We start from the raw sequence: 12,325 nt of genomic DNA on the forward strand, positions 1-12,325 counted from the left end.
TCCGCGAAACCGTATCGGCTCCGTTTGAAGCGGCTTGCTCGACATTACTGGAGATCAACACACTGTGTCAACTCGCTTGCAATATCGTTTCCTTCTCGCTCTTACGTCCCGTTCACCTTGCGGTAACCGTTCGTAAGGACGGATTCATACAATAGCTTCATTTGATTTAAGAATGCAAACCCACCCTCAAACAGGTCTCCTAGCAGGCGCAACATCAAAACATGGCCAACCTAGAAGTAGGCCGCAATAGGCCCACGCGACGTAGTAATCACGTCGATATCGGTACCGAAGATCTCGGTCAGGACATCCGCGCGAACTACCTGCTCAGGGGTGCCAAACTCAACGATCTTGCCGTCCTTCACAGCACAGATGTAGTCGGCGTAGCGCGCAGCAAAGTTAATGTCATGCAACACAACGATGACGGTGCGACCCATTTTCTCGGCCGCATCGTGCAGGTGGCGCATCATGTCGACGGAGTGGGAGATGTCTAGGTTGTTCAGGGGTTCGTCGAGAAGCACATAGTCGGTCTCCTGCGCGAGAACCATCGCGACGTACGCGCGCTGACGCTGACCACCAGAAAGTTGGTCGAGGTAGCGGCCCTCAAGTCCGGTAAGGCCAAGGAAGTCGATGTACCGGGAGATGATTTCTTCATCTTCGGAGGTCAAACGCCCTTTGCTGTAGGGGTAACGGCCGAAGCCAACCAGCTGACGCACGGTCAGTTTGGTAACAAAGTTGTTCTCTTGGCGCAGGATGGACAGCTCTTTGGCTAGGTCCTTGCCTTTCATGGAGGAGATATCGCGGCCACCGATGCTGACAGAACCAGAGTCTTGGGCAAGCAGGCGTCCGATGATGGTCAGCAAAGTGGACTTGCCGGCACCATTGGGGCCAATGAGAGCGGTCATGCCACCGGCGGGGATCTCCAGATCAATAGGACCAATGGAGACTTGTTCGCCGTACTCCTTCGCGATAGATGACAGCTTGATCACAGCGTCCCCTTTCTCAGAATGACGGCAAGGAAGACAAGACCACCCACCAACTCGATGATGATGGACACGATGCCTTGAGCGTAGAAAATGTGGTTCATCACGAAATATGACCCGGTGAGCACAACGAATCCGATCAACGTGGCCATCGGGAATATATACCGGTGATCGTAGGTGTCGGCGAACTGGTAGGCCAAAGTGGCTACCAGGAAGCCGAGGAAGGTCATGGGCCCAACAAGTGCCGTGGAGATAGCCATGAGCACGCTCACCAGCACGAGCACGTAAATTGCGTGCGCGCGGTGGTTGACACCCAGGTTCACGGCCGGTTCACGGCCGAGCGCAAGAACATTGAGCGTGCGCGAATGCACGTAAAGCAACAGCGCAGCGCCAAGCGCGAGCGGAATGGCCACAGGGAAATACTGCGGGTCAGCGTTGTTCACGGAGCCGAAAAGGCGCGCTGTGAGCACGTCGAATTCACTCGGAGCGAGCATGCGCTGCATGAACGTCGAAAGGCTAGCTAGTCCCCCGCCGATCACCACGCCGATAAGCAGCATCGCGTGCATGTTGTTCTCGCCAGTCAGCAGCCATGAATACAGCAGCAGTGTAAAGCCCACCATGACAACAAGCTGGAGGATGAACATGTCCAGCGTGCGCGCATTAATCAGCCCAGCTGCGCCAAAGAAGTACACGGTCGAGGTGTGAATCGCCACATACAGCGCCTCAAACCCCATGATGGAAGGAGTGATGATGCGGTTGCCGGTCACCGTGTGAAACGCCACCGTAGCCATGCCCTGACACAGCGCAACGATGGCCATGACTAGCACGGAGTTTGCTCGCCTTTCAGCAATCAGCCAGTAGCCACGTGTGCCAAATTCCATCGGATTCTGGTATGCCAGCAGGCCCCACGCACTCGCCGCAGCAATCACAGCGAGCACCGCAAGGATCATCCAATAGCGCTTTTTGCTTGTCGACGTCTGGAACGCCCCCACATTCCTTCCACTATCCGTCTCGATCATGCGCGCACCTTCTTAGCAATCAGGGCCACAAAAACGAACGCGCCGACGATGCCAAGGATCACCGACACTGGCATTTCAAACGGGGCGATAATGGTGCGACCGATGATGTCGCAGATGGTCACCACGGCCACGCCAACGAGGCACACCCATGGAAGGTTTGAGCGTAGGTCATCCCCGCGCACCATGGAGACGAGGTTGGGCACGATGAGCCCCAGGAAGGGCAGCATGCCCACGACCACGGTGACCACACCGGAGGCGATGGCAACAAGACCGACACCGAGCAGCACGATGCGCTCATAGTTAAGGCCAACGTTCACGGCAATGTCTTTACCCAGGCCGGCGATAGTGAGCCGGTCCGCAAAGATGAACACCGCCACCACCACGATGCCCACGGTCCACAGCACTTCATACTGCCCACGGATGATCGAGGTGTACGAGCCCGCAAACCAAATGCCGAGCGACTGGAGCATATCCGTCTTCATGGCAAAGAACGTAGAAATGGAACTAATCACAGCACCCAGCATGATGCCGATGATGGGCACCACCAGGGAAGACTTCAGAGTCACCTTCCTCAAGAAGAGGAAGAAGACCATTGTTCCTATGAAGGCAAAGATCACTGCCACGATCATGCGCACGGTTAGCGATGAATTAGGAATGAAGTACAGCGCCACCAGCAGGCCAAGGCCCGCCCATTCAGTCGTGCCGGTGGTGGTGGGTTCCACGAATTTGTTCTGGGTGAGCAGCTGCATCACCATGCCACTCATGGCCATGGCCATGCCGGACAAGACCAGCGCGATGGTGCGTGGCACGCGCGTGATCCAGAACATTTCAGTTCCTTCTTCGCTGCCCAGGATGTCGTACTGCCCCACCATCAAGGACACTGCGAGCAATGCTCCGACAACGGCGATACCCGCCAGCAGCTTCGTATCAAGAAGCCGCGGGCGGGTCGTCGATAAGCGATGCGGCACTAAGCGGCAGCCTCCCACTGATCTGCGAGAGCATTCAGAATCTCGGTGTACGTAATGATCGACTCATTAGTGTACGTGTCCGACGGAGCGATGTAGATGTGGCCCTCCTTGATGGCGGTCACGTTCTTCAGCGCCTCACTGTCATCCAGAACCTGCTTCGCCGGCGCGGAATCCTCGGTGCGGATCGCGGCATCACGGTCAAGGACGAGCATCCAGTCCGGATTAGCCTCAGCGATAGCCTCCACCGAAATGTCATCACCCTTGTGGTCATCGCTGGCATTTGCAACCTCCAGCGCCGGAGTCAGACCAAGAATGTCAAACAGCGGGCCCCACGTACGGCCAACCTTCGGTGCAACGTAGCCGATCTCACCACCGGAGACGTTTACCGCCATGACCTTCCAGTCCTTGTTGTATGCCTCGCGGGCGCGCTCAAGAGCCTTGCTGAAGTCATCGGCCATCTTCTTGGCATCTTCCTCCTTGTCAAAGATCTTGCCCAGCGCGTTGACCTGACGGAGGAACTCCTCATCCAGTGGCTGATCCTTGCGCGGCTCCAAGTCCACGAGAACTGCATCCGGAACGAGCTTCTCAATCTCCTCGTTGTACTTGGTGAAGCGCTGGCCAGAAACGATCACCTGCGGGTCAGCCGCGACGATGGCCTCCAGGTTCGGCTCGCGGTGGTTGCCGATGTCCACGATGTCCTCATCATCCGCAATTCCCGGAATGGTCTCCGGCACGAGTGCACGAGCAGCCGCAACCGGCTTCACGCCCCACTCATCCAGGATCTCGAAGCTGCGGTTATCCAGCGCGACGACGGACGTCGGGTTCACCGGAACTTCCTTGGTGCCCTCGTTGTCCTCAATGGTGACAGTCTTTGCCTCGGCTGCAGCCGAGGTCTCCTTTGCCGCATTGTCATCAGTCTGCGCACAGCCGGCGAGGGTGAGCGAAGCAGCGGCGAAAAGGGCAACAGCAGCGCGCTCCGGACGGCGGCCTGCGAGCCAGGATTTACGGGACATGATACTCCTTGTCCATCAAAAGTTTGGTAAGCGTTGCCTAACCTACCATATGTCCCAGGAGAGTCAATACCCTCTCACAAATAAGGCCTAGTAGATGGCTGACCAGTGGTTGGCCAACTCATTGAACATCTCCGTGTACGAGGTGAGTGTCCCCCCATCAGGCATAGAATAAGGAGCCACGTAAATATTGCCCTTCTTCACCGCCGGAACATTTTTCATCGTGGGATCCTTGTCCAACTGCCTGATTGCTGACTGATACTCCCCCACCTGCTCCAGCGGTGACGGCTCACTCACCAAAATCACATCCGGCTTGTCTTGCATTGTCACCGGCGTGAGCCCCACCATCTCCATCACGGGACCGAAGATCTTGCCTCCATCCTTGCCCAGTGGCACCAGCTTGCCATCATCAACCTGAATCACCGCTGCTGTCCAGTTCTTCTTAGCAGCTCTTCGTGCACGTTTCAGAGCCGCGCCGAAATCATCTTCCAGCTGATCAGCTAGTTCCTCACGGTCGAATATCTTGCCCAGCACCTGCGCTTGGCGTACCAATTCCTCATCCAGTGGCTTCTCCGGCCGCGGGGCAAGGTCAACCACCGCGACCCCACTAGAAATGTCTGCGATTCTCGCCGGCCGGTACTGGCTATGTGCCCCCATGACAACTAAATCCGGCTCCAAGCGCGCAACTTCTTCCGGGGTCGTACAGAAATCAGACTGAACCCCCAGGTCATCCAACAACGTCGATATTCCGAGGTCAAAGGCCGCAATCTTCCGAGGCCTTAACGGCACAGTCTTCGTACCCGAGTTATCGGTAACTTCTACCGTGCCCCCCATCCAGTTCGGCCTTACCTTGGCTATGGCCGCTGCCGACGCCGCCGCCTGCCTTGCTTCACTGCACGCGGCCATCGCCGGAAAACTCACCACACACAGTCCGCAGCAGACCAATCTCTTCAGCCAGTTCATGCGCACCGGGATCCCCCTCTTTCACCTAGCCCAAGCGCACGAATTCGCGCGGTCACCTTAATGTTTTAGCACAGAGGAAACCCCGGCCCTCCTAAGAGAACCGGGGTTGTGTGTGGAGATGCCGGGAATTGAACCCGGGTCCTTCGCCACTGCACCAGGGCTTCTCCGTGCGCAGTTCGCACAGGATCTCTGCTTGGCCCTCCGGATCAGGCGAACATGTCCGGATGATGGGCCCAGTCAGTGAAAGTTGTCCCCTCCAAGCACCTCACTGACACGGTGAGAGGGCAAGCTCCCTAGTCGATGCCAGGGTCCGGGTCGGGAGCAAGCCCGGCCTGACAGACACGCGGTCGCTACTTAGGCAGCGAGGGCGTAGTCACGCTGAGAGTTCTTCTCTGCGTTTATGAAGTGCTGCGACGCTTAAAGTCGGTGGTCTCCAGCCTGCACCGGCACGCTTCCCCTGGATTGGTCAGCGAAGTCGAAACCAAGTCATCCCCTTGATTTTGACGTCCTGCGCGGTGAGAAACCGTGCAGGAAGTTCAAGATTACTACGCCAAGCCGGATGGGGCAACGCGCAAAAATTCGACGGTTGCGCCAGGGCCAGCATCGACGGCGAGGCGGACGGCGCGCGCGACGTTCGTGGCGTCCATCTTCGGGCGGTCGCCGGACTGCGGGCCAGCCAGCATGTCAGTGTCTGTGCGGCCTGGGTGGATGGAGGTGACGCGCACAGCGCCCTTCTCCTCCAGCGCCAACGTGTCGGTGAAACCTTTCAGCGCGAACTTCGACGCGCAGTACGCGGAGTGCTCGGGCACACCATGGAAACCGGCACCAGAATTAATCGCGATGATCAAACCATTCGAGCGGCGCAGCGCCGGCAGCAGTTCACGGGTCAGGATGACCGGGGCAAGGAGGTTGAGGTCGAGGGTTGCGCGCCAGATGTCGTCGTCAAGCTCCTCAAAAGGCCCCTTGTGCAGCACACCCGCATTGAGCACGAGGACGTCAAGCTCCTCGATGCCTCGCACTGCCTCACGGATCGCAGCCGGATCGCGCAGGTCAACCTCAAAAGGCTCGGCGCTGGGCAGCTTATCGACGACCCCCGCTGCATCCCGCGACGCCCCCGCAATCACGTGGTGATCCTTGCCCAGCTCTTCCGCGATCGCGCGGCCGATACCGCGGGTTGCGCCGGTGATGAGTGCCTTCTTCATGCCTTGATCCCCTTAAACTTCCGGCCAAGCTCACGCGCGATTTCACGGTCTTCCGTGCGGCGCTTAATGGCCTGGCGCTTGTCATAGTCCTGCTTACCTTGGGCAAGCCCCAATTCCACCTTGGCAAGCCCGTCCTTGAGGTAAAGCTTCAACGGCACGAGGGTCTTATTGCCGTCGCGGATCTTGCCCTCGAGCGAGTCGATTTCGCGGCGGTGCAGGAGCAACTTGCGGGTGCGGCGTGGCGAGTGGTTCGTCCACGAGCCCATCGAGTACTCGGGGATGTGGAGATTGCGGAGCCAGACCTCGCCGTCGTCGATAGTTGCGTAGGCCTCGACGAGGGAGGCCTTGCCATCGCGCAGGGACTTGATCTCCGTGCCCTGGAGGACAATCCCGGCCTCGTAGGTGTCCAGAATCGTGTAATCATGCCGCGCTTTGCGGTTTGCGGCGATAACACCCGCGCCGGGAGATTTCTTCTTCTTAGCCATAAGTTACTTACGAACGTAGGAGCGCAGCGCCACCTGTGCAACCAGCCCGGACACCACCAGGGCAGCCAAACCCACCAACGGCATCACGGTCCACACCGCTGAATTTGGCAACTTGGCTATAAGCAGGTTTTCGTAGACCTTGCCAAGCATCGGGTCGATCAGCTGAGACTTAGTCAGCCACACGCCAATCGTGGCCACCACGGCGCCGATGAACACGGAAACCACGGCCTCCAGGACGAATGGCGCCTGGGTGAACCAGCGGGTAGCGCCCACCATGCGCATAATGGAGATTTCCTCACGGCGGTTGTAGGCCGCCAGCTGCACCATGTTGGAGATAAGGAAGATCGCTGCCAGCGCCTGGGCCGCCGCCACAATGAACGTGGCGTTACGGAAAGAATCCATCGAATCGGCCACGCCACGCACATCGCTTGCCTGGTCCGCGATGAAGGTGACCTGTGGCTTATCGCGGATCGCTTCAATCGGCGCTGTGTCAGCCGGATCCGTTAGGCGCACGTGTAGTGCCGCCGGCATCGAGTCGCGTGATGTCTCCTGCACCAACACCGGATCAGACTTGCTGAACAGCTCCGCGAAGCGCTCATAAGACTGCTCACGGTTGCGGAAAGTCACTGATTCCACGCGGTCATCAGCCTGTAGTGCGTCGCGGATTTCGGCACAGCCTGACGATGTACAGTCCTTGTCCGACGCGGAGATCTCCTCATCCAGCTCCACCATCACTTCAACGCGGTCCAAGTACAGCGTCTTAGTCTCGCTAGTCACCTGGGAAATCAGGATGCCGGCACCGACAAGCGCCAGGGACAAAGTGGTGGTAATAATAAGCGCGATAGTCATGGTCAGGTTGCGTCCGAGACCACGGAACCCTTCGCGAAAAATGAAATTCCAGTTCACGTCAATCCTCCCTAGCTTCCGTGAACGCTGTACACGCCGTGGTGGTCATCGCGCACAAGCTTGCCCAAGTGCAGCTCGATCACGCGCTTGCGCATGTCATTGACAGCGCGGGCGTTGTGCGTGGACATCACCACAGTGGTCCCCAACCGGTTAATCCGGGCGAGCAACGCCATGATGTCGTCTGCGGTGGAGGGGTCAAGGTTGCCCGTCGGCTCATCCGCAAGCAACAACGGCGGGCGGTCCACGAAGGCACGGGCAACGGCAACTCGCTGCTGTTCACCACCGGAGAGCTCACTGGGCATCCGGTGCGCCTTCGCATCCAGACCCACTATCTCAAGCGCTTCCGGCACGAGTTTGTTGATCTTGGACTTCGGCTTCCCAATCACTTCCAGCGCAAACGCCACATTGTCGTACACGCTGAGTTTAGGCAGCAGACGGAAATCCTGGAACACGTAGCCGATGGACTGGCGGAGCTTGTTCACTTCCTTGCCCTTCAACGCATTCACATGGAAGTCGTTGAAGTAAATATCCCCCGACGTCACGTTTTCCTCACGGATCATCAATTGCAAAAACGAGGATTTGCCCGAGCCGGACGGCCCGATAAGGAAGACGAATTCGCCGTTTTCAATGGTCAGCGACACATCATCCAAAGCCGGACGCGTTGACGTCGGATATGTCTTAGTTACATGAGAAAAGGTGATCACTTCAGCCACACTACCCGTTACGTAGCTGGGGGTGGCATCGAACCGTATGACGGCCGGATCGCGCTAAATAGCTATGCCACTACCCGGCCCGCATCCACCAACTTAGCTGCCTTATCAGCTTTGGTGGCAGACCAAAGAAGGATGACAATTTGCACAATGATTGTGGCGACCGGGAGAACGAATTGAGATCCCGTAACTACGCCATTGTCCGGTTTGAGAAAAACAAAAGCTAAGACCGAGAACAGTGCGCCCATAAAGCCAGTGATTGCCACTGCATTTAGGTATGGAATGGCTGCCTTGTGCCCTTCGCTCCATGCTGCATCGGACATGAGCGTGGCCTTCGTTCTGATGCCGATTGCCCCGTTGCGCTCCAAGCTACCTTTTTTGATAGCACCGCCCATCCCAAGCGATAGAAGCGAAAAAAGCAGCGCGCCAACGACCAAAAATACGTAACCGAACATAACCTCAGCTCCTTATGAGTCTTCTTGCTGTTGCTCCGCCATCCGCCAACGAATCCCGGCCTCCAGGAAGCCGTCCAGGTCCCCGTCGAGGACCTTCTGTGGGTCGTTGACCTCATAATTCGTGCGTAGGTCTTTGACCATTTGGTACGGGTGCAGAACGTACGAGCGCATCTGGTTGCCCCAGCTGGCGTTGCCACCGGCGCCGAGCGCATCCATTTCGGCTTTTTCTTCTTGGCGCTTCTTTTCCAGCAGTTTGGACTGCAGGACGTTGAGTGCGGAGGCCTTGTTCTGGATTTGGGATTTCTCGTTCTGGCAGGTCACCACGATGCCCGTGGGAATGTGCGTGATGCGCACGGCAGAATCAGTCGTATTCACGGACTGGCCACCAGGCCCGGAGGAGCGGTACACATCAACGCGGATGTCTGAATCCGGAATATCAATGTGGTCCACTTGCTCCACCACGGGCAGGACTTCCACCTCAGCAAAGGAGGTCTGGCGGCGGCCTTGGTTATCAAAGGGAGAGATGCGCACGAGGCGGTGCGCGCCCTGCTCGACGGAAAGTTGACCATACATGTACTCGCCGTGGACAACGAAGGTAGCGGATTTAATACCAGCTTCCTCCGCATAAGAAATGTCGTAGACGTCAACTTTGTGCCCGTGCTTGTCCGCCCAGCGCGTGTACATGCGCATGAGCATCTCCGCCCAGTCGGCTGCATCCACACCGCCCGCGCCGGAACGAATGTTCACCACTGCCTCGCGCTCGTCGTATTCACCGGAAAGCATGGTGGTCACTTCCAGGCTGCTGATGGTGGCGGTAAGTTGTTCCAGTTCATCGTTCGCAAGCGATGCGTCGCCTTCTTCTTCGGCGAGTTCGTAGATGACCGGGAGGTCGTCGATACGCTGACGCAGATCACGTACCTTCCGCAATCGTGCCTGCACAGCTGATAGTTCGGTGGTGATTTTCTGCGCGTGGTCTGGGTCATCCCACAGGCTGGGGTCCGCGGCTTGGTCCTCGAGTTCGCGCGCGCGTGATTCCAACTCCTCGAGGTCCATGACCTTCTCAATCGTGGTCAGCGTGGAATTCAAGGAGTCAATGCGGGCGGAAATCTCGGGCTGCATAGGTGCGAAGTGTAGTTGACAGCGCCATAATGGCTGCCATGAACACATTGACTGCGGGATTCATTAAAGAGAATTTGCTTGTCGACGACACCAAGCTCGCCAACGCTCTCACCCGCACCGCCGGCCGCCTTGCTCTGCGCATGCGCGCTGAGGGGCTAGAAACTGCCCAGAAAACCTCCGTGTCTGATGTGGTGACGCAAGCGGATACTGCCGCCGAGCAGTTCGTTGTTGAGGCGCTGACGGCACTGCGCCCCGAGGATGGCCTGCTTGGTGAGGAAGGCGCCGCCAAGAAATCCACCAGCGGCCGCACGTGGGTGATTGATCCGGTAGATGGTACCTACAACTTTTCGTGCGGTTCCGATTATTTCTGTTCCGCGTTGGCGTTAGTGGAAGGTGATCCTGCTGAGCCGAAGCAAATTGCGGCCAGTGCGGTGACTCGCCCAGCGTTGGACACCACGTGGGTGGCTGAAGACGCTGGCGCTTCTGTCAATGGCACTCCCCTTCCCACGCTGCGATCTGCCCCACTGGAATCCCTTGCGCTGGCCACCTACCTGCACCCCCGTGACATGAACAACGCCGCTATTCGCGACACATGGCTCGATGCCGTGAACCGCGCCGCCACTGTGCGCATGTTCGGTGCTGGTTCCATCGACTTGGCCACCGTAGCCAGCGGTGGAGTGGGCGGATGGCTCCAGCATTCCGTTCCCGCCTGGGACTGGCTGCCTGGAAAAGCACTGGTGGAGGCAGTGGGTGGCCGCGCCGAGCAGATCACCGCGGGTGGAGTGACCTGGAGTGTAGCCGGCAATCCCCAGCTAGTGGCGGATGTTCTAGCTAAACTTGAGAGCCATGTCTAACTACTCCGACGATTTGGCACTGGCCCTTGAACTGGCGGATACCGCCGACGGCATCACCCTTGACCGCTTTGAATCCTCGGATCTCTCCGTTGATTCCAAACCGGATATGACTCCGGTGACGGATGCGGACCTCGCTGTTGAGGCTGCCCTGCGCAGCCTCCTGGAGGATGCCCGCCCCGCCGATGCTGTGCTCGGTGAGGAATACGGTGGCAACGTCACCTTCTCCGGCCGCCAGTGGGTCATTGACCCGATCGATGGCACCAAAAACTTCGTCCGGGGCGTGCCGGTGTGGGCCACCTTGATAGCCCTGCTTGAGGACGGTAAACCCGTCGTCGGTGTTGTCAGCGCCCCTGCGCTTGCCCGCCGTTGGTACGCCAGCAAAGGAAGCGGCGCGTGGCGCACTTTCGGCGACGGTGCTGTACGGAAGTTGTCTGTGTCCGGGGTGGACCGGGTGGAGGATGCATCGTTGGCGATTTCGTCGCTAAGCGGCTGGCATGATCGCGGCCTGCGTGAGAATCTCATTGCGCTGACGGATACGACGTGGCGTCTGCGTGGCTACGGCGACTTCTTCTCGTATTGCCTGGTTGCCGAGGGTGCCGTGGATATTGCTGCAGAGCCGGAAGTCTCCCTGTGGGACCTGGCGCCGCTAGCGATCCTGGTGACTGAGGCCGGCGGGCGTTTCACTTCCTTGGCTGGTGAGGATGGCCCGCACGGTGGCGATGCCCTGGCCACGAACGGCCTGCTTCACGAGGGCGTTCGCCAACGCCTTACGCGAGCCTAAAACCCTGCCCCGGCCCCGGTGCGGCGTTGAGGTCCCGCATCACGGCGTCAATATTGCGCGAGACCGTCGGCGCGTGAAGGCCACCCTGTAGAGGTGTGTGGCACGACAAGTTCACCGGCTGTGGCAGCATCCCACCGTTGATCATGCCGACCAACCGGTCCCCCGCATACACCGGGGCACCGGAGTCTCCCGCCATCGCGCACACCTGCGTGACGTGGCGGGCCGGCTCAGACGCCCACACCACGCCGCAGGTCACGCCCGTGGCATAGCCGTTCTTGCACAGCGTGTCACCGGTCTTAGCCCAGCCACCGAGCGAGCGGATCGTCGTGCCGTTGTAGCTGCCCGTCACTTCCGCATTGGGGCCAAGCTCAATCACGGCGTAGTCCAGCGCGCCATTCTTGCGCACGATGCGGCCCGAGTAGCCAGCCTCCAGCGAATCCGCCGCGGCCACCAGCTCCCCCACGTTGCCGCAGTGGCCGGCCGTCAGCGCGATCTTCCTGCCGGCCGCATCCCAGCCAGCTGCAGTGACGGTGCACATGCCGAACTGTCCCACGTAAATCGGCGTGCCGGGCCCGTATAGCGATGTGCCCCTGCCCACCGCCGCACGGGCCGCGGGGTTTACTGGGTTGGCGTCAAAGAACGACCCCGGCACACGGTTGAGCACCCGGTCCGCAAACGGCTTGCCCGCCATCACCTTGGACACCGGGTCCGTCTTCCAGTGGTAGTTCGGATCCACCTGCGCATTGGCCACCGCGGGCACCATGCTGAGCAGCAGCGCTGCCGCCACAATTCTTCCGGCACGTTTCATCCTCGGCCCCTTCCTGCCTGGTAATTTCGCACTAATCTTGTCACACCTCTTGTCCTTTCCCGGTG

The 12,325-nt window shown here is 59.0% G+C and carries 14 protein-coding genes and 1 other RNA gene; 2 read left to right on the forward strand and 13 right to left on the reverse strand.

Annotation, left to right across the window (positions count from 1 at the left end):
- Positions 1-230: 230 nt before the first annotated feature.
- The 12 genes from HMPREF2129_RS08315 to prfB all read right to left on the reverse strand — a co-directional run bounded on the left by HMPREF2129_RS08315 (position 231) and on the right by prfB (position 9,817).
- Complete coding sequence (locus tag HMPREF2129_RS08315) at positions 231-986, reverse strand: iron ABC transporter ATP-binding protein (protein ID WP_034665398.1); 756 nt, start codon at positions 984-986, stop codon at positions 231-233.
- Positions 983-1,999 carry an iron chelate uptake ABC transporter family permease subunit gene (locus HMPREF2129_RS08320; RefSeq protein ID WP_034665402.1) on the reverse strand — a complete coding sequence of 339 codons (1,017 nt, stop codon included), beginning with the start codon at positions 1,997-1,999 and terminating at the stop codon, positions 983-985. The genes HMPREF2129_RS08315 and HMPREF2129_RS08320 overlap by 4 nt, the downstream gene beginning before the upstream one ends.
- Positions 1,996-2,967: an ABC transporter permease gene (locus HMPREF2129_RS08325; RefSeq protein ID WP_034665403.1), complete on the reverse strand. Its 972-nt coding sequence runs from the start codon at positions 2,965-2,967 to the stop codon at positions 1,996-1,998. Before HMPREF2129_RS08325 ends, HMPREF2129_RS08320 begins: the two co-directional genes overlap by 4 nt.
- Positions 2,967-3,980 (reverse strand): siderophore ABC transporter substrate-binding protein, encoded by a 1,014-nt coding sequence (locus tag HMPREF2129_RS08330; RefSeq protein ID WP_034665406.1) that lies wholly within the window; start codon positions 3,978-3,980, stop codon positions 2,967-2,969. Before HMPREF2129_RS08330 ends, HMPREF2129_RS08325 begins: the two co-directional genes overlap by 1 nt.
- 87 nt (positions 3,981-4,067) lie before the next feature.
- Entirely contained in the window at positions 4,068-4,811 is a 744-nt protein-coding gene (locus HMPREF2129_RS10680; RefSeq protein WP_180969903.1) for an ABC transporter substrate-binding protein, read from the reverse strand.
- A gap of 239 nt (positions 4,812-5,050) precedes the next feature.
- Positions 5,051-5,434: a transfer-messenger RNA gene (ssrA, locus tag HMPREF2129_RS10860) on the reverse strand.
- Positions 5,435-5,485: 51 nt separating this feature from the next.
- Positions 5,486-6,142, reverse strand: a complete 657-nt coding sequence (locus HMPREF2129_RS08340) for an SDR family oxidoreductase (protein WP_034665409.1) — start codon at positions 6,140-6,142, stop codon at positions 5,486-5,488.
- On the reverse strand, positions 6,139-6,627 hold the full coding sequence (gene smpB / locus HMPREF2129_RS08345) for an SsrA-binding protein SmpB (RefSeq protein ID WP_034665412.1): 489 nt from the start codon (positions 6,625-6,627) through the stop codon (positions 6,139-6,141). Before smpB ends, HMPREF2129_RS08340 begins: the two co-directional genes overlap by 4 nt.
- A 3-nt stretch (positions 6,628-6,630) precedes the next feature.
- Positions 6,631-7,533 carry a permease-like cell division protein FtsX gene (gene ftsX, locus HMPREF2129_RS08350; RefSeq protein ID WP_034665415.1) on the reverse strand — a complete coding sequence of 301 codons (903 nt, stop codon included), beginning with the start codon at positions 7,531-7,533 and terminating at the stop codon, positions 6,631-6,633.
- Positions 7,534-7,544: 11 nt separating this feature from the next.
- A complete protein-coding gene (ftsE, locus tag HMPREF2129_RS08355) occupies positions 7,545-8,237 on the reverse strand; it encodes a cell division ATP-binding protein FtsE (protein WP_034665479.1) in 693 nt (230 codons plus the stop codon).
- A gap of 71 nt (positions 8,238-8,308) precedes the next feature.
- Entirely contained in the window at positions 8,309-8,698 is a 390-nt protein-coding gene (locus HMPREF2129_RS08360) for an SdpI family protein (protein ID WP_034665419.1), read from the reverse strand.
- 12 nt (positions 8,699-8,710) lie between these two features.
- Positions 8,711-9,817, reverse strand: a complete 1,107-nt coding sequence (gene prfB / locus HMPREF2129_RS08365; protein ID WP_034665422.1) for a peptide chain release factor 2 — start codon at positions 9,815-9,817, stop codon at positions 8,711-8,713.
- A gap of 38 nt (positions 9,818-9,855) precedes the next feature.
- On the opposite strand from prfB, the gene HMPREF2129_RS08370 reads away from it, so the two are divergent.
- Positions 9,856-10,671 (forward strand): inositol monophosphatase family protein, encoded by an 816-nt coding sequence (locus HMPREF2129_RS08370; protein WP_198021546.1) that lies wholly within the window; start codon positions 9,856-9,858, stop codon positions 10,669-10,671.
- Positions 10,664-11,452 carry a histidinol-phosphatase gene (hisN, locus tag HMPREF2129_RS08375; RefSeq protein WP_034665429.1) on the forward strand — a complete coding sequence of 263 codons (789 nt, stop codon included), beginning with the start codon at positions 10,664-10,666 and terminating at the stop codon, positions 11,450-11,452. The genes HMPREF2129_RS08370 and hisN overlap by 8 nt, the downstream gene beginning before the upstream one ends.
- On the opposite strand, the gene HMPREF2129_RS08380 is transcribed toward hisN, so the two are convergent.
- The gene (locus tag HMPREF2129_RS08380; protein WP_034665431.1) at positions 11,439-12,260 is read right to left on the reverse strand and encodes a S1 family peptidase; all 822 of its coding nucleotides are present in this window, start codon (positions 12,258-12,260) and stop codon (positions 11,439-11,441) included. The two genes, hisN and HMPREF2129_RS08380, sit on opposite strands and share 14 nt — an antisense overlap.
- Between the last annotated feature and the right edge of the window lie 65 nt (positions 12,261-12,325).

It is taken from the genome of Corynebacterium tuscaniense DNF00037 (genome assembly GCF_000759055.1).
GTDB classification, from domain to species: Bacteria; Actinomycetota; Actinomycetes; order Mycobacteriales; family Mycobacteriaceae; genus Corynebacterium; species Corynebacterium tuscaniense.

Coding starts and splice junctions, on each gene's coding strand:
- HMPREF2129_RS08340 (WP_034665409.1), bottom strand. CDS start 6,142: ATGAAGAAGGCACTCATCACCGGCGCAACCCGCGGTATCGGCCGCGCG.
- HMPREF2129_RS08370 (WP_198021546.1), top strand. CDS start 9,856: ATGAACACATTGACTGCGGGATTCATTAAAGAGAATTTGCTTGTCGAC.
- HMPREF2129_RS08320 (WP_034665402.1), bottom strand. CDS start 1,999: ATGATCGAGACGGATAGTGGAAGGAATGTGGGGGCGTTCCAGACGTCG.
- hisN (WP_034665429.1), top strand. CDS start 10,664: ATGTCTAACTACTCCGACGATTTGGCACTGGCCCTTGAACTGGCGGAT.
- prfB (WP_034665422.1), bottom strand. CDS start 9,817: ATGCAGCCCGAGATTTCCGCCCGCATTGACTCCTTGAATTCCACGCTG.
- HMPREF2129_RS08330 (WP_034665406.1), bottom strand. CDS start 3,980: ATGTCCCGTAAATCCTGGCTCGCAGGCCGCCGTCCGGAGCGCGCTGCT.
- HMPREF2129_RS08380 (WP_034665431.1), bottom strand. CDS start 12,260: ATGAAACGTGCCGGAAGAATTGTGGCGGCAGCGCTGCTGCTCAGCATG.
- HMPREF2129_RS10680 (WP_180969903.1), bottom strand. CDS start 4,811: ATGGGGGGCACGGTAGAAGTTACCGATAACTCGGGTACGAAGACTGTG.
- HMPREF2129_RS08360 (WP_034665419.1), bottom strand. CDS start 8,698: ATGTTCGGTTACGTATTTTTGGTCGTTGGCGCGCTGCTTTTTTCGCTT.
- smpB (WP_034665412.1), bottom strand. CDS start 6,627: ATGGCTAAGAAGAAGAAATCTCCCGGCGCGGGTGTTATCGCCGCAAAC.